Genomic DNA, 15,794 nt, shown 5'->3' with positions numbered 1-15,794 from the left:
TTTTCCGTACGGCGTTCAGTCGGTCGATCGATCGGGTGATCAGTCAGTCAGAAGGTGATGCTCGAACCTGACTATGCTAGCAAACTCGCCCTCGTCCAGACTGGCGCCGCCCACCAGCACGCCGTCGACGTCCTTCTGACGCAGGATGGAGGCGACATTGGTGGACTTCACCGACCCGCCATAGAGCACCCGGACGGCGGCCGCGGTGCCGGCGCCGAACAGCGAGGCCAGCTCGGCGCGGAGCGCGGCGGCCATCTCCTGGGCGTCTTCAGGCCCCGCGACCTCACCGGTCCCGATGGCCCAGACGGGTTCATAGGCGACCACGAGTCCGGTCACCTGCTCGGCCGTCAGGCCCTGGAGGGCGCCACGGAGCTGGGCCAGGGTGTGCTCCACCTGCTGGCCCTGCTGGCGGACCTCGAGGCCTTCGCCCACGCAGAGGATGGGGGCGATGCCGTGGCGCAGGGCGGCGGCGAGCTTGCGCCCCACGAGGGCGTCGTCCTCGTGGTGCAGGGTGCGCCGCTCGGAGTGGCCCACGAGCACGTAGGTGCATCCGAGCTTGGCCAGGAACTGCCCGGAGACCTCCCCCGTGTAGGCACCGGAGTCCTCGGCCGAGAGGTCCTGGGCGCCATAGCCCAGCGGCAGCCGGTCCCCCGCCACCAGGGTCTGCACGCTGCGCAGGTCCGTGAACGGCGGGAACACGGCCACCTCGACGTCCTCGAAGTCGTGGTCCGCGTCCGTGAGCGTCCACGTGAGCTTCTGCACGAGCGTCACGGCCTGGAGGTGGTCCAGGTTCATCTTCCAGTTCCCGGCGATCAGCGGGGTGCGGTCATAGGTGCCGTCGGTCTTGGAGGTCATCTCAGGCGCCCGCCTGTCCCGTGCCGTCGTCCGCGCGCTGCAGGGCCTCGACCCCGGGCAGGTGCTTGCCCTCGAGGTATTCCAGGGAGGCGCCCCCGCCCGTGGAGATGTGGCCGAACTGGCCATCGCTGAATCCGAGGGTGCGCACGGCTGCCGCGGAGTCCCCGCCACCGACCACGGTCAGCCCGGAGGACTCGGTCAGGGCACGGGCCACGGTGCGGGTGCCGTGGGCGAAGGCCTCGAACTCGAAGACGCCCATGGGGCCGTTCCAGAACACAGTGTGGGCCTGGCGGATCTCGTCACCGAACGCCACCCGGGTCTCCGGTCCGATGTCCAGGCCCAGGGCCGCCGCCCCGTGCGCGCCGCCGGTGAGGGATTCCACGGGCAGCACCTCGGAATCGGCATCGGCGGCGAAGGCCGAGGCCATCACGATGTCCGTGGGCAGCACGATCCGGCAGCCGCCGTCCTCGGACCGTTTCAGGTACTCGGTGACGACCGGGATCTGGTCCTCCTCCAGCAGGGAGGCCCCGACCTCGTGGCCCTGTGCCTTGAGGAACGTGAACAGCATGCCGCCACCGATCAGCAGGGTGTCGGCGCGCTCCATCAGGTTGTCGATCACGGCCAGCTTGTCCGAGACCTTGGAGCCGCCGAGGACCACCACGTAGGGGCGGTCCGGCGCCCCGGTCAGGCGTGAGAGCACGTCCAGCTCACGGGCGACCAGCCGGCCCTGGTAGGACGACAGCTCGGCGGCGATGTCATACACGGAGGCGTGCTTGCGGTGCACGGCGCCGAAGGCATCACCCACGTAGGCGCCGCCGGCAACACCGTCGGATCCCCCGGCCAGCGCCGCCATCTCGGCGGCCAGCGCGGCACGCTCGGCGTCGTCCTTCGAGGTCTCGCGCGGGTCGAACCGGACGTTCTCGAGCAGGAGGATGCCGCCGTCGGCCAGGGCGGCCGCCTCGGCACGGGCGGAGTCCCCCGTGACGTCAGCGGCCAGCCGCACCTCGCGCCCGGCGAGCTGGGTCATCCGCTCGGCCACGGGCCGCAGGGAGTACCGCGGATCCGCCTCGCCCTTCGGCCGGCCGAGGTGGGCCATGACGACCACCCGCGCCCCGGCATCCGCCAGCGCCGTGATGACCGGCAGCGAGGCGCGGATCCGGCCGTCGTCCGTCACGGCGCCGTCCTCGAGCGGGACATTGAGGTCGGAGCGGACGAGGACGTGGCGTCCGGCCACGCCCGACTCCAGCAGGTCGTCGAGGGTCTGGGCGGTCATTCGAAAGGCCTTCCTGGCGGGCGGACGGTGGGGACCCCGGCTACAGCGGGGGTCTGGACTACAGCCTAGAGCCCACCATGGCCGTCAGGTCCATCAGCTGGCACGTGAAGCCCCATTCGTTGTCATACCAGCCGATGATCTTCACCGTCTTGCCGATCGACTTCGTCAGCGGCGCGTCGAAGGTGCAGGCCGCCGGGGAGGTGACGATGTCCGAGGAGACGATGGGGTCCACGCTGTACACGAGCCGGCCCCGCAGCGCGTCGGTCTCGGAGGCCGCGTGGAAGGCGGCGTTGACCTGCTCGACCGACGCCTCGCGTTCGAGCTCCACCGTGAGGTCGGTGGCGGAGCCGGTGATGATCGGCACCCGCATGGCGAAGCCGTCCAGCTTGCCCTTCAGCTCCGGGATGACCTCGCCGATGGCCTTGGCGGCACCGGTGGAGGTGGGGACCATGTTCTGGGCCGCGGCACGGGCGCGGCGGCGGTCCTTGTGTGGACCGTCCTGGAGGTTCTGGCCGCCGGTGTAGGCGTGGATGGTGGTCATGATGCCGTCGACGATCCCGAAGGACTCGTGCAGGACCTTGACCATCGGGGCGAGGCAGTTGGTGGTGCAGGAGGCCGAGGAGACGATGTCCATGGTGGCCGGGTCATAGGTCTCATCGTTCACGCCCATGACGAAGGTCCCGTCCACACCCTTGCCCGGCGCGGAGACGATCACCTTCTTGGCCCCGGCGTCCAGGTGCTTGCGCGCGCCCTCGGCCTTGGTGAAGTGACCGGTGCACTCGACCACGACGTCCACGCCGAGCTCCGCCCAGGGCAGCTTCTCCGGGTCCGATTCCGCGTAGACCTGGATGGTCCTGCCGTTGGCGACGATGTTGCCGTCCACCAGCCGCAGGTCATGGGGGTAACGGCCGAGTACCGTGTCGTACTTGAGGAGGTAGAACAGATCCTCGACGTCGGCCAGATCGTTGACGGCGACGAGCTCGAGGTCAAGGCCCCGCTGCTCGATGACACGCAGGGCGTTGCGGCCGATGCGGCCGAATCCATTGATCGCGATCCTGGTCACGGTGGTGCCTTTCAGTCGGACGGACGGTATACGACGGGAATCTTCGGGAAACGTTGCGGAGATGAAGCGGGCCGGCCGGTCCCGGAGACCGGCCGGCCCGTCATCAGGTCACCGGATCAGGGGGTGATCAGCTTGGAGGCGCCGGCGCGGGCGGCCTCGAAGCGGGCGGAGACGTCCGCCCAGTTCACGATGTTCCAGATGGCCTTGACGTAGTCGGCCTTGACGTTCTGGTAATCCAGGTAGAAGGCGTGCTCCCACATGTCCAGCTGGAACAGCGGGATGGTGGCCACCGGCACACCGTTCTGCTGGTCGTAGAACTGCTCGATGACCAGGTTGCCGCCGACCGGCTCGTAGGCCAGCACGGCCCAGCCGGAGCCCTGGATGCCCAGCGCGGCGGCGGTGAAGTGGGCCTGGAACTTGTCGAAGGACCCGAAGTACTCGTCGATCGCGGCGGCGAGCTCGCCGGTGGGCTTGTCGCCACCGTTCGGGGAGAGGTTCTTCCAGAAGATCGAGTGGTTGGTGTGACCACCCAGGTTGAAGGCCAGGTCCTTGGAGAACTGGTTGACCGACCCGAAGTCGTTGGCGTCACGGGCGGCGGCCAGCTTCTCCAGCGCCGTGTTGGCGCCCTTGACGTAGGTCGCGTGGTGCTTGGAGTGGTGCAGCTCCATGATCCGAGCCGAGATGTGCGGCTCGAGCGCCGCGTAGTCGTAATCCAGTTCCGGCAGGGTGAATTCAGCCATGTTTCCTCCTTGATGGACAGATGTGCGGTCCCGGGGTCGCCGGGCCGTCGGGTGGACCCGCTTGACGAGTCCTTGCTCCCATCCTAAGCACGCCCCCGGGTGACCTGGCCACCCGTTCCGCTCAGAGCCGGAATGTTCACCCGAAGTCTGCGTCCGTGGCCCCGCTCGGCAGGGCGGCCTCGGTGCCGGGGAGGCCCTCATCCGCGGCGCGCTTGTCCGCCATGGCCAGCAGCCGGCGGATCCGGCCGGCGATGGCGTCCTTGGTCATGGGCGGGTCGGCGAGGCGGCCGAGCTCGTCCAGGGAGGCCTGCTTGTGCTCCACCCGGAGCTGGCCGGCGTACTTGAGGTGGTCCGGCACCTCGTCCCCGAGGATCTGCAGGGCGCGCTCCACCCGGGCCCCGGCGGCGACGGCGGCCTGGGCCGAACGCCGCAGATTCGCGTCATCGAAGTTGGCCAGCCGGTTGGCGGTGGCCCGGACCTCCTTGCGGGTCCGGCGCTCCTCCCACACCAGCACCGTCTCGTGGGCCCCCATCCGGGTCAGCAGGGCCGAGATCGCGTCCCCGTCCCGGATGACCACACGGTCCACGCCACGCACCTCACGGGCCTTGGCGACGATCCCGAGACGGCGTGCGGCGCCCACGAGGGCCAGCGCCGCCTCCGAACCGGGGCACGTCACCTCGAGCGAGGAGGACCGTCCGGGTTCGGTCAGGGAGCCGTGGGCGAGGAACGCGCCGCGCCAGACGGCCTCGGCGTCTGCCACGGATCCGTTGACGATCATCGGGGGCAGTCCACGCACCGGGCGTCCGCGCACGTCCAGCAGCCCGGTCTGACGGGCCAGGGACTCACCGTCCCGGATGACTCGGATGACGTAGCGGCTGCCCTTGCGCAGGTTGCCCCCGGAGACCACGATGATCTCGCTGCCGTGCCCGTAGACCTCGGCGATCGCGGTCCGCAGCCGGCGGGCCGTGGCGGCCTGGTCCAGTTCAGCCTCGATCACTATCCGGCCGGAGATGATGTGCAGGCCGCCAGCGAACCGCAGCATGGCCGAGACCTCGGCCTTTCGTTCGGAAGAGCTCTTGATCCCGTGATGGGCCAATTCCTCTTTCACGGCCGCAGTCAACGCCATGGGGTCTCGCCTCACATCTTTCGCTTGATCGGGTGGTGGGCCGCCCGGTGGGACCGGGCAGACGGGACGACGATGACCGTATCAGGAGCCCTTGAAGGCCTCCTGGAACGCCAGGGCCAGTCGAAGGGGGTCGTGCACGGGGGTCCCCGAACCGGCACCAACCTTACTAAACAGTACGGCCGCACCCAGACGGGCCGCCGCCTCCTCGAAGCCGGTGACGTCCTGGACCGCGTGCTGATCTGCTATGACACAGTCCAGCCGCAGGTCCGGCGCGTAGTGGCGGATCACCTCCAGGTGATCAGCGGCGTTCATGCCGGACGTCTCCGAGGTGTCCGTGGTGAGATTCATCACGAGCGCCTTGCGCGCCGTGGTCCGCACCAAGGCCTCCCGCTGCTCCGGTAGCAGCAGATGCGGCAGCACGGACGTGTACCAGGAACCGGGACCGAGGACGATCCAGTCGGACAGTTCGATGGCCTCCAGCGATTCCACGCAGGCCGGGGCATCCTCCGGCTGCACCCGGATGTGTGAGACCCGGCTGTCCTTGCCCGCCGCCGCCAGCCTGGACTGCCCCGTCACGGTGCGCCGCACCAACTTGCCGGAGTCGTTCTCGGACAGCACGGCGCCGGAGATGGTCAGGGGGACGGTGGACATGGGCAGGACCTGGCCGCGGGCACCCAGCAGCGCGCCCGCCCACCGCAGTCCGCCCACGGGGTCCCCGAGCAGCTCCCACAGGGCCACGATCAGCAGGTTGCCGAGGGCGTGGTTGTCCAGGGTCGCGTCCGTGCCGTCCTTGGACGTGAAGCGGTGCTGCATCACGTCCCGCCAGGTCCGGCCCCAGTCGGTGTCGTCACACAGGGCCGCCAGGGCCATCCTCAGGTCGCCGGGCGGCAGGACGTCCATCTCCTGACGGATGCGCCCGGAGGATCCGCCGTCGTCCGCCACCGTGACCACGGCGGTGATCTCCCCGGCGATCAGCCTCAGGGCGCGCAACGTGGCGGAGAGGCCGTGGCCGCCGCCCAGGGCGGTCACCCTCAGGGCGGGGTCGTAGGTGCCCGCCGGCTCGCCCGGGGCGGGGACGGAGCTCGGGGCCAGTGGCAGCTGGCCCGTGAAATGGCTGCTCATTCCCGGGCCGTCATTCCCGGCCCAGGTCCCGGTGCTGGACCTTGACCGTCACGCGTGGCTGCTGGCCCAGGCGGCGGCCCAGCTCCTCGGCCATGGCCACCGAGCGGTGCTTGCCGCCCGTGCAGCCGATGGCGATGGTGGCGTAGTGCTTGTTCTCCCGGCGGTAGCCGTCCAGCACGGGGCGCAGGGCGGCCAGGTAGTTCTCCACGAACTCGGCGGCGCCCTGCTGCTGCAGGACGAAGTCCGAGACCTCGGCGTCCCGGCCGGTGAAGGGACGCAGCTCGGGGACCCAGTGCGGGTTCGGCAGGAACCGGACGTCGGCCATGAAGTTCGCGTCCTGCGGCGGGCCGTACTTGAAGCCGAAGCTCATCACGTTCAGGCGCAGCACGATCGGCCCGGATTCCGTGAACAGCTCCGTGATGGTGGTGGCCAGGGTGTGGACGTTCTTGCCGGAGGTGTCCACCACGATCTCGGCCTGCTCCTTCAGCTCCCGCAGCAGCAGTCGCTCGGCGGCGATCCCGTCCGGGATCCGGCCCGAGCCCTGCAGCGGGTGCGGACGACGGGCCGACTCGAAGCGGCGCACCAACAGGTCGTCACTGGCATCCAGGAACAGGACCCGGTAGTCGACCCCCTGGGCGCGGAGCTGTTCCAGGGCCTCCTGGATGTCCGCGAAGAGTTCCTTGGACCGCACGTCCACCACCAGGGCCAGCCGCGGGATCGCCTCCGGGGACCGGCCGACCAGGTCCGTCAGGGTGCCGAACAGCTGCGGGGGGATGTTCTCCACCACGTACCAGCCGTGGTCCTCCAGCGCATGGGCTGCGGTGGTGCGCCCCGCACCGGACATGCCGGTGACGATGAGGACTTCGGAGGTGGGCGGTTTCACCGGTGTCAGTCCGTCACTCATGCGTCCAGACTACCCAGTTTCGCCCCGCGCCGATTCCAGCCGGGTCAGTCGAGGATCTCGCCGGTGGTGAGGTTCACGCCGGGGGTGGCGGGTCCGGAGCCGGCCTCGGAATGCAGGGCGGCGTGGACGGTCGCGGCGAGGGCCGGGCCGATCCCCTTGACCTCCTGCAGGTGCTCCACCGTGGCGGCGCGGATGCGCTTGACGGAGCCGAAGTGCTTCAGCAGGGCCTTCTGCTTGGCGGGCCCCAGCCCCTCGATGCCGTCCAGCGCGGAGGAGGTCATCGAGGCGCCGCGCTTCTGCCGGTGGAAGGAGATCGCGAAGCGGTGGGACTCGTCGCGGATGCGCTGGAGCAGGTAGAGGCCCTGGGAGGCGCGGGGCAACACGAGGGGGAACTCGTCTCCCGGCAGCCACAGCTCCTCCAGCCGCTTGGCCAGGCCCACCACGGGCACGTCCGTGATCCCCAGGTCCCGCAGGGCCTGGGCGGCCGAGGCGACCTGGGGCGGCCCGCCGTCCACCACCACCAGGGACGGTGGATAGGCGAACCTGCGCGACGCCGGCCGGGCACCTTCCGCAGCCGGCCCACCGGAGGGTGCGCCGCCGCCGTCGGGCAGGGCATCCGCACCGGCCGAGGCCTCCTCCGGATCGATCTCGCCGGTGGCGAAGGTGCCGCTGCGCTCCTGGTCGTCGAGGTAGTGGCGGAAGCGCCGGGTCAGGACATGGCGCATGGCGGCGGTGTCATCCCGGGCGGCGTCCCCCGTCACGCTGAACTTGCGGTAGTCCGCCTTCTTGGGCAGGCCGTCCTCGACCACCACCATGGACCCGACCACGTTGGTGCCGGAGACATGGGAGATGTCATAGCACTCGATCCGCAGCAGCGGCTCGTCCAGCTCGAGGGCCTCCTGCAGCTCGCGCAGGGCCGCGGACCGGGTGGTCAGGTCCCCGGAGCGGCGTGACTTGTGCAGCTTCAGGGCGAGTTCGGCGTTCTCCTTCACGGTGTCCATGAGGGCCTTCTTGTCCCCCCGCTGCGGCACCCGCAGGTTCACGTTCGCCCCGCGGATCCCGGACAGCAGCGTGGCCACCTGCTCCGCGCTGTCCGGGAGCTCGGGCACCAGGACCTCCCGCGGGATGCGGCTGGTGTCCTCCAGCGAGCCGTAGACCTGTTCCAACAGCTGCTCGACCATGGTGGCGCCCGAGACGTCCTCGACCTTCTCCACCACCCAGCCGCGCTGGCCGCGGATGCGCCCCTCCCGGACGTGGAACACCTGCACGGCGGCCTCGAGCTCGTCCTCGGCGAAGGCGAAGATGTCCGCCTCCGTGGACTCGGGCAGCACCACGGCGTTGCGTTCGAAGACCCGCTTCAGCGCGGCGATGTCGTCCCGTCGGCGCGCCGCATCCTCGTAGCGCAGGTCCGCGACGGCCTCCGTCATCTGGGTCTCGAGGCGGCGGATGTAGACGTGGGCGTCACCGGCCATGAAGTCGCAGAAGTCCTGGGCGAGCCGGCGGTGGTCGTCCGGGCTGATCCGGCCCACGCACGGTGCCGCGCACTTGTCGATGTACCCCATCAGGCACGGCCGACCGGAGAGCTCGGCCCGGCGGAACACCCCGGAGGAGCAGGTGCGGACCGGGAACACCCGCAGCATCAGGTCCACGGTCTCGCGGATGGCCTTGGCCGGGTGGAACGGGCCGAAGTACTTCACGCCCTTGCGCTTGTCCCCGCGCATGACCTGCACGCGTGGGTACTTCTCGTTCATGGTCACGGCCAGGTACGGGTAGGACTTGTCGTCCCGGTACATGATGTTGAACCGCGGCGTGTACTGCTTGATCCAGGTGTACTCCAGCTGCAGGGCCTCCAGCTCGGAGCCGACCACCGTCCACTCCACGGAGCCGGCGGTGAACACCATGGTCCGGGTCTTGGGGTGCAGGCCGGCGGGGTCCTGGAAGTAGGAGGCCAGCCGGGAGCGCAGGTTCTTGGCCTTGCCCACGTAGATGACCCGCCCGTCCGGGTCGCGGAAGCGGTAGACGCCCGGCGAGGTGGGGACCTCACCGGACTTCGGCCGGTAGCCGGCGGGATCAGGCACAGGTCATCACCTCCGCCTTCACTGTCCGGCGGGGGTGTTGTAGGAGGCCACGCGCTCCTGCCCGGAGAGGGCGGCGATGGCGTCCATGATCTCGGCGGTGGCCTGCCGGCGTGGGGGCAGCGGGTGCTTGGCACCCAGGTGTTCGAACTGCAGGGGCGGACCCACCGTGAGCGAGAAGCGGTGCGGGGTGAAGCGGTTGGATCCAGGCGGCTGGAGCCGCTCCGTGCCCGCCAGCCCCACCGGCACCACGGGCGCCCCGGTGGCCAGCGCCAGCCAGCCGACCCCGGTGCGGCCCTTGTACAGGCGCCCGTCCCGGCTGCGGGTGCCCTCGGGGTAGATGCCCACGCCGGTGCCGGCCTCCAGGTGGTCCACGAGCAGGTCCAGGGCAGCCACCGACGCGGCCTGCTGGTCCCGCGCGACGGGGATCGACCCGACGGACTCGAAGAACCCCTTCATGACCTTGCCCCGGAGCCCGGGCTGGGTGAAGTACTCCGACTTGGCGAAGAAGTGCACCATGCGCGGCATCATCGCCTGCAGGATCACGGAGTCGAAGAAGGAGAGGTGGTTGCTGGCCACGATGAAGCCGCCCGAGTCCGGGACGTGCTCCAGCCCGGTGACGGTGGGCCGGCAGGTGACCTTGACCATGGCACGCATCCCCGTGCGCACGGCTTCACTGGTCGCCATGACCGTCCTCTCCACTGCTGGTGTTTCCGCGGCACCCGCCGCGGACCGGATCCATCATAGTGCCGGTTGGCCTGCATGTCCGTAGCGCACCAGCCGCCGGCACATCGCCGGGAGGTCCGCGGCGTCCCCACACAGGGCCGTGGCCCCGGCGCCGGCCAGCTCCTCCCTGGTGCCGAAACCCCACAGGACCCCGATCCCCGGCAGGCCGTGGTGGGCCGCGCCGTCCAGGTCGAAGTGCCGGTCCCCCACCATCACGGCCCGCTGAGGGTGCCCGACGGCGGCCAGGGCCTCGGCCATGGCCTGCACCTTGGTGCCGTGGGCCGGCACCGGCGCGGTCTCATCATCGTCGGAGCCGCAGATCGCCGCGAAGTGGTGGTCCAGTCCCTGGCGTTGGAGCAGGTGGCGGGCCAGGGTCCGCGGCTTCGAGGTGGCGACCAGCAGCCGGTACTCGCCGCCCAGGTCCGTCAGCGCCTCACGGACGCCGGGGTAGACGGTGCTCGCCGCCATGCCGTGGCTCAGGTAGCGCGCCCGGTAGTCCCGGATCACGGCCGGCAGGTTCTCCTCCGTCACGCCCTCGAGGGAGCGGAGTCCCTCCCGCAGCGGCGGGCCCACGAGGGCATGGAGCCGATCGGGTCCGGGGACCGGCAGGCCGTGGTGCCGCAGCGAGGCCGCGATCCCGCCCGTGATGGACCCCGCCGGGTCCACCAGGGTCCCGTCCAGGTCGAAGAGGATCGCGGGCCGGCTGACCGGGACGCTCACAGGACGGCGGCGAGGAATCGGCCGGTGTGGCTGGCCTTGTTCCGGGCCACCTCCTCCGGGGTCCCGGTGGCTACGATCCGGCCGCCGCCGGAGCCGCCCTCCGGGCCGAGGTCGATCACGTGGTCCGCAGACTTGATGACGTCGAGGTTGTGCTCGATCGTGATCACGGTGTTGCCCTTGTCCACGAGGGACTGCAGGACGCCGAGCAGCTTGCGGATGTCCTCGAAGTGCAGTCCCGTGGTCGGCTCGTCCAGCACGTAGATGGAGCGGCCGTTCGACCTCTTCTGCAGTTCGGCCGCCAGCTTCACCCGCTGCGCCTCGCCCCCGGAGAGCGTCGTGGCCGGCTGGCCGAGCTTGACGTACCCGAGGCCCACGTCCACCAGCGTGTTGAGGTATCGCGAGATCTTGCCGAAGGCGGAGAAGAACTCGGCGGCCTCCTCGATCGGCATCTGCAGGACCTCGGCGATGTTCTTGCCCTTGTAGAGCACCTCGAGGGTCTCCCGGTTGTAGCGGGCTCCGTGGCACACCTCGCAGGGGACGTAGACGTCCGGCAGGAAGTTCATCTCGATCTTCAGGGTGCCGTCACCCGAGCAGGCCTCGCAGCGCCCGCCCTTGATGTTGAAGGAGAACCGCCCCGGCTGGTACCCGCGGACCTTTGACTCCTGGGTGTCCGCGAACAGCTTCCGGATGGTGTCGAAGACGCCGGTGTAGGTGGCCGGGTTGGAGCGCGGGGTGCGCCCGATCGGGCTCTGGTCCACGTGCACCACCTTGTCGAGGTGCTCCAGCCCGTTGACCCGCTTGTGGCGGCCGGGGACGTTCTTGGCGTTGTTGAGCTGGTTGGCCAGCACCTTGTACAGGATCTCGTTGACGAGGGTCGACTTCCCGGAGCCCGAGACGCCGGTGACCGCGGTGAGGACGCCCAGCGGGAACTCGGCGCTCACGTTGCGCAGGTTGTTCTCCCGGGCCCCGACCACGCTGACGGTCCGGTCCCGGTCCAGCGGGCGGCGTTGTGGGGGCAGGGGGATCTCGCGGCGTCCGGCGAGGTAGTCGCCGGTCAGCGAGCGGGTGTTGGCCTTGAGCCCCTCGAGCGAGCCCGAGTGGACGATCTCGCCGCCGTGCTCGCCGGCCCGGGGGCCGATGTCCACGATCCAGTCGGCCTCCGCGATCGTGTCCTCGTCATGCTCCACCACGATCAGCGTGTTGCCGAGGTCCCGCAGCCGGATGAGGGTCTCGATCAGGCGACGGTTGTCCCGCTGGTGCAGGCCGATGGAGGGCTCGTCCAGGACGTACAGCACGCCCACGAGCCCCGAGCCGATCTGGGTGGCCAGCCGGATGCGCTGGGCCTCCCCGCCGGACAGGGTCCCCGCGGGGCGTTCCAGGTTCAGGTAGTTGAGGCCGACGTCCAGCATGAAGCGCAGCCGCGCCAGGATCTCCTTGAGCACCTGGTCGGCGATCTGCAGGTCCCGCTCCGAGAGCGAGAGCTGCCCGAAGAAGTCGATGGCCTCCTGCATGGGCAGGACGGAGGCCTCCGCGATCGACTTGCCGCCCACCGTGACGGACAGCGAGGTCGGGTTCAGCCGGGTGCCGTGGCAGGCGGCACACGGGATCTGGCGCATGTACGACTCGTAGCGGTCCCGCGCGTGGTCCGACTCGGTCTCGAGGTGCTTGCGGTGGATGTAGTCGATGACGCCCTCGAAGCCGGTGGTGTAGCGGCGTTCGCGGCCGAAGCGGTTCCGGTACGAGACCTCGACCTTGAAGTCCTTGCCGTGCAGCACGGCCCTGCGCGCGGCCGCGGGCAGGGCCTTCCAGGGGGTGTCCATGCCGAAGCCGACCTCACCGGCCAGTCCGGAGAGCAGGCGCTGCCAGTACTCGGCGGTGGACTTGCCGAGCGACCAGGGCGCGATGGCCCCCTCGGCCAGCGACTTGTCCTGGTCCGGGACCACGAGGTCCTCGTCCACCTCCAGCTTGGTGCCGATCCCCGTGCAGACGGTGCAGGCGCCGAAGGGGTTGTTGAAGGAGAAGGACCGCGGCTCGATCTCATCGATCGTCAGCTGGTGGCCGTTCGGGCAGGACAGCTTCTCCGAGAACGAGCGGAACTTCGGGTTCCCCTCGGCATCGAAGGCGTCCCACTCCCCGGCGTTGGCCTTCGCCGGGTCCACGGCGGCGTCCACATCCACGAAGTCGATCACCACGAGGCCGTCCGCGAGGTTCAGGGCGGTCTCCACGGAGTCGGTGAGGCGCTGCCGGATGCCGTCCTTCATGGCGAGTCGGTCCACCACCACCGCGATGGTGTGCTTGACCTGCTTCTTCAGCTTCGGCGGATCGGAGAGCTGGATGAGCTCCCCGTCCACGATGGCCCGGGAGAAGCCCTGCGTGGCCAGCTGGGCGAAGACGTCCACGAACTCGCCCTTGCGGCCGCGGGCCACGGGGGCGAGGACCTGGAAGCGGGTCTTGGCCGGCAGCTCACCGAGCTGGTCCACGATCTGCTGCGGCGACTGCTTGCTGGCCGGCTCGCCGCACTCGGGGCAGTGCGGGATGCCGATGCGCGCCCAGAGCAGACGCATGTAGTCGTAGACCTCGGTGATGGTGCCCACCGTGGACCGGGGGTTCCGGTTCGTGGACTTCTGGTCGATCGAGACCGCCGGGGACAGGCCTTCGATGAAGTCGACCGACGGCTTGTCCACGCGGCCGAGGAACATGCGCGCATAGGAGGACAGGGATTCCACGTAGCGGCGCTGGCCCTCCGCGAAGATCGTGTCGAAGGCGAGGGAGGACTTGCCGGAACCGGACAGGCCCGTGAACACCACGAGGGCATCACGCGGGATGTCCAGGTCCACGTTCTTCAGGTTGTGTTCGCGGGCACCCTTGACCACGATCCGGTCGGGATCGTGGCGGTGGGCACCGGTGGCTGGACCGGCGGCGAGGCCCTGGGTGGACTCGGGGGTGGTGAGGGATTTCGGCACGGAATCCACTGTATGGCAGACCGGCTTCGAACACCCCTTCGAACCGTCGGCCCTCAGCGAAAATTCCTCAGTCCGGGAGCCTCAGGCCGGAAAGACCGCCTCCAGGTGCCGGACGGCCTCACGCCGTCCGTACCCCAGGGTGCGCGCCACCTCGGCATAGGCCGCGGCGGCGGCGGCCAACTGCGACTCGGCGGAATCGGCGCCCTGGGCCACCACGGTCCCCAGCCGGGGCCGGGCGGTCACCACGGCGGCCTGCTCCAGTTCCTTGTAGGCCCGGGCCACGGTGTTGGCCGAGACCCCCAGGGCCGCGGCCAGCGCCCGGACGGTGGGCAGCTTGCTGCCGACGGGAAGCCGGCTGCGGTGGATCAGGTCCAGCAGCCCGGTCCGCACCTGTTCATACGGCGGGACGGTCGAGGTCGACTTCACGGTCAGCGCGGTGACCAGCCAGGCGGGGACCGAGGGAGCGGAGTTCTCGGTCTGGCTCCCCATGTGTCTCCCGTCTCTGGTGTGATCCCGCTGAGGATCCCGGTCCCGCCACCCTATCCGAGTCAGCCCGGTCAGGTCCGGCGGAACCCGGTGGGCTCCCGCGGATCCCGGCGGGCGCGCCCCGTGCCTTGACCCGGGTCGTGGGCTTGCCCCGGTGGTGGTCAACGTCCTTAGACTGTGGCCCATGCCTTCATCCACCTCTCCCATCCGGCTGCTGCACGATCTGCCCCGGGTGACCGTCCGCCAACGAGCCGTCTCCGAGATGTCGAACAACGTGTACGTCATCACCTCGAAGACGTCCGGGACGCAGGTGCTGATCGACGCGGCTGACGATGCGGAGGCGGTGCGCGAGCTGCTCCAGTCCGCCGGTGAGGACACCCCCTGCGAGCTCAAGCTGGCGGTGATCATCACGACCCACCAGCACTGGGACCACATCCGCGCCCTCGCCGAGGTCGTGGACGCCACCGGAGTGCCGACCGCCGCCGGCGTGGAGGATGCCGCAGCCATCGAGGCGGAGACCGGCGTGGCGGCCAAGGTCCTGCTCAACCACGGCGATACCGCGACCTTCGACGGGATCTCGCTGGCCGTCGTCGGGCTCCGGGGCCACACGCCCGGCTCCGTGGCGCTCGTCTACGAGCCGGAGGACGGCCCGCCGCTGTGCTTCTCCGGGGACAGCCTCTTCCCGGGAGGTGTGGGGAACACGCAGCAGGACCCGGAGCGGTTCGCCTCGCTGTACGCCGACGTGGTCGAGCGCCTGTTCGAGGTCTACCCGGACGACCTCCTGGTGCATCCGGGCCACGGTGACCACACCACCCTGGGCGCGGAGCGCCCCCACCTCGACGAGTGGCGCGAACGCGGCTGGTGAGGCGGGGCCGCGCGGCCGGCTCAGATACTGGGTGAGAGGTCGCTCTTGACGCCCACCATGAAGATCCGGCGGAACGGGTAGTCGGTCAGCCGGACCCCCTCGGGCGTGAGGTAGGTCTGGTAGGAGTCCCGCATGATCCGCCGGTACTCCTCGATGTACCGTTCCTGCAGGTTGCTGCCGTCCCGCCGGTCGGCGGCCTCCAGCCGCTGCAGCGAGGGGCGCAGCGCGGCACCGCGCACCCAGTCGTAGACCGGGTCGTTGCCGGTGAGGGGCTGGCTGTACGTGGTCTCCCAGACGTCCGCCTCGAAGCCGGCGGCGATGAGGGTCTGCAGGTACTCGTGGGTGGTGTAGACGGATTCACGTTCCATCACGCCGTGCAGGGCGTCGGTGAACTCGGGGCGGCGGGACATCTCCGCGATGGTCGCGTGGGACGGCGCCGCGAAGTTGCCGGGCACCTGGACGGCGAACCAGGCCCCGGGTCTGAGCGCCTCGAGCCACCCGGCCACCAGCTGCCGGTGGTCCGGGATCCACTGCAGCATCGCGTTGGACACCACCACGTCCACCTCCTCGTCCGGCTGCCACCGCTGGGCGTCCACCTGGTCGAAGCTGAGGTTGTCCAGACCGGATTCGGCCGCCAGCTGCCGGGCGGTCTGGACCATGTCCGCCGAGGAGTCCAACCCGATGACCCGGGCACCCGGCCAGCGCTCGGCCAGGGTGCGCGTCATGTTCCCCGGCCCACACCCCAGATCCACCACGACCTTCGGGTCCGCGGCGCGGACCCGGGCGGTGAGGTCGCGGAACGGCCGGGCCCGTCGGTCGGCGAAGAGGGTGTACTGCTGGGGATCCCAGGTGAAGTCCTGCATGCCCCCACGCTAG

Annotated in this window: 14 protein-coding genes; 1 reads left to right on the top strand and 13 read right to left on the bottom strand. The window is 70.0% G+C overall.

Going from position 1 to position 15,794, the window contains the following annotated elements:
• Positions 1 to 39: 39 nt before the first annotated feature.
• The 12 genes from tpiA to AB0K08_RS08310 form a co-directional block, all read right to left on the bottom strand.
• Positions 40 to 855, bottom strand: a complete 816-nt coding sequence (tpiA, locus tag AB0K08_RS08365) for a triose-phosphate isomerase (RefSeq protein WP_363353301.1) — start codon at positions 853 to 855, stop codon at positions 40 to 42.
• Position 856: 1 nt separating this feature from the next.
• Positions 857 to 2,128 carry a phosphoglycerate kinase gene (locus tag AB0K08_RS08360; protein ID WP_363353299.1) on the bottom strand — a complete coding sequence of 424 codons (1,272 nt, stop codon included), beginning with the start codon at positions 2,126 to 2,128 and terminating at the stop codon, positions 857 to 859.
• 58 nt (positions 2,129 to 2,186) lie between these two features.
• Positions 2,187 to 3,191 carry a type I glyceraldehyde-3-phosphate dehydrogenase gene (gene gap / locus AB0K08_RS08355; protein ID WP_363353297.1) on the bottom strand — a complete coding sequence of 335 codons (1,005 nt, stop codon included), beginning with the start codon at positions 3,189 to 3,191 and terminating at the stop codon, positions 2,187 to 2,189.
• Between the two features lie 116 nt (positions 3,192 to 3,307).
• Entirely contained in the window at positions 3,308 to 3,931 is a 624-nt protein-coding gene (locus AB0K08_RS08350; protein ID WP_363353295.1) for a superoxide dismutase, read from the bottom strand.
• A 136-nt stretch (positions 3,932 to 4,067) separates the two neighbouring features.
• Complete coding sequence (gene whiA, locus AB0K08_RS08345; protein ID WP_363353293.1) at positions 4,068 to 5,057, bottom strand: DNA-binding protein WhiA; 990 nt, start codon at positions 5,055 to 5,057, stop codon at positions 4,068 to 4,070.
• A gap of 81 nt (positions 5,058 to 5,138) precedes the next feature.
• A complete protein-coding gene (gene yvcK, locus AB0K08_RS08340) occupies positions 5,139 to 6,179 on the bottom strand; it encodes a uridine diphosphate-N-acetylglucosamine-binding protein YvcK (protein ID WP_363353291.1) in 1,041 nt (346 codons plus the stop codon).
• Positions 6,180 to 6,189: 10 nt separating this feature from the next.
• A complete protein-coding gene (rapZ, locus tag AB0K08_RS08335) occupies positions 6,190 to 7,083 on the bottom strand; it encodes an RNase adapter RapZ (protein ID WP_363353289.1) in 894 nt (297 codons plus the stop codon).
• Between the two features lie 44 nt (positions 7,084 to 7,127).
• Positions 7,128 to 9,161 (bottom strand): excinuclease ABC subunit UvrC, encoded by a 2,034-nt coding sequence (gene uvrC / locus AB0K08_RS08330; protein WP_363353287.1) that lies wholly within the window; start codon positions 9,159 to 9,161, stop codon positions 7,128 to 7,130.
• Positions 9,162 to 9,179: 18 nt separating this feature from the next.
• Entirely contained in the window at positions 9,180 to 9,845 is a 666-nt protein-coding gene (locus AB0K08_RS08325; protein WP_363353285.1) for a lysophospholipid acyltransferase family protein, read from the bottom strand.
• A gap of 54 nt (positions 9,846 to 9,899) precedes the next feature.
• The gene (locus AB0K08_RS08320) at positions 9,900 to 10,604 is read right to left on the bottom strand and encodes an HAD hydrolase-like protein (RefSeq protein ID WP_363353283.1); all 705 of its coding nucleotides are present in this window, start codon (positions 10,602 to 10,604) and stop codon (positions 9,900 to 9,902) included.
• Entirely contained in the window at positions 10,601 to 13,480 is a 2,880-nt protein-coding gene (gene uvrA / locus AB0K08_RS08315; RefSeq protein ID WP_363353560.1) for an excinuclease ABC subunit UvrA, read from the bottom strand. Before uvrA ends, AB0K08_RS08320 begins: the two co-directional genes overlap by 4 nt.
• 168 nt (positions 13,481 to 13,648) lie before the next feature.
• On the bottom strand, positions 13,649 to 14,056 hold the full coding sequence (locus tag AB0K08_RS08310; RefSeq protein ID WP_363353281.1) for a GntR family transcriptional regulator: 408 nt from the start codon (positions 14,054 to 14,056) through the stop codon (positions 13,649 to 13,651).
• 181 nt (positions 14,057 to 14,237) lie between these two features.
• Here AB0K08_RS08310 and AB0K08_RS08305 point away from each other — a divergent pair, with 181 nt between their 5' ends.
• Entirely contained in the window at positions 14,238 to 14,918 is a 681-nt protein-coding gene (locus AB0K08_RS08305; protein WP_363353279.1) for an MBL fold metallo-hydrolase, read from the top strand.
• A 20-nt stretch (positions 14,919 to 14,938) separates the two neighbouring features.
• Here AB0K08_RS08305 and AB0K08_RS08300 read toward each other — a convergent pair whose 3' ends face one another.
• On the bottom strand, positions 14,939 to 15,781 hold the full coding sequence (locus AB0K08_RS08300) for a methyltransferase domain-containing protein (RefSeq protein WP_363353277.1): 843 nt from the start codon (positions 15,779 to 15,781) through the stop codon (positions 14,939 to 14,941).
• Positions 15,782 to 15,794 lie beyond the last annotated feature (13 nt).

It is taken from the genome of Citricoccus sp. NPDC055426, assembly GCF_040677445.1.
Taxonomy (GTDB): domain Bacteria; phylum Actinomycetota; class Actinomycetes; order Actinomycetales; family Micrococcaceae; genus Citricoccus.
The sequence above is the reverse complement of the archived record's forward strand: the minus strand, read 5'-3'. Positions and strand labels throughout refer to the sequence as shown.

Bases quoted from the DNA above. Each gene is read 5' to 3' on its own strand.
- tpiA (WP_363353301.1), bottom strand. From the start codon at position 855: ATGACCTCCAAGACCGACGGCACCTATGACCGCACCCCGCTGATCGCC.
- AB0K08_RS08305 (WP_363353279.1), top strand. From the start codon at position 14,238: ATGCCTTCATCCACCTCTCCCATCCGGCTGCTGCACGATCTGCCCCGG.
- rapZ (WP_363353289.1), bottom strand. From the start codon at position 7,083: ATGAGTGACGGACTGACACCGGTGAAACCGCCCACCTCCGAAGTCCTC.
- AB0K08_RS08360 (WP_363353299.1), bottom strand. From the start codon at position 2,128: ATGACCGCCCAGACCCTCGACGACCTGCTGGAGTCGGGCGTGGCCGGA.
- AB0K08_RS08325 (WP_363353285.1), bottom strand. From the start codon at position 9,845: ATGGCGACCAGTGAAGCCGTGCGCACGGGGATGCGTGCCATGGTCAAG.
- yvcK (WP_363353291.1), bottom strand. From the start codon at position 6,179: ATGAGCAGCCATTTCACGGGCCAGCTGCCACTGGCCCCGAGCTCCGTC.
- AB0K08_RS08310 (WP_363353281.1), bottom strand. From the start codon at position 14,056: ATGGGGAGCCAGACCGAGAACTCCGCTCCCTCGGTCCCCGCCTGGCTG.
- whiA (WP_363353293.1), bottom strand. From the start codon at position 5,057: ATGGCGTTGACTGCGGCCGTGAAAGAGGAATTGGCCCATCACGGGATC.
- AB0K08_RS08300 (WP_363353277.1), bottom strand. From the start codon at position 15,781: ATGCAGGACTTCACCTGGGATCCCCAGCAGTACACCCTCTTCGCCGAC.
- AB0K08_RS08350 (WP_363353295.1), bottom strand. From the start codon at position 3,931: ATGGCTGAATTCACCCTGCCGGAACTGGATTACGACTACGCGGCGCTC.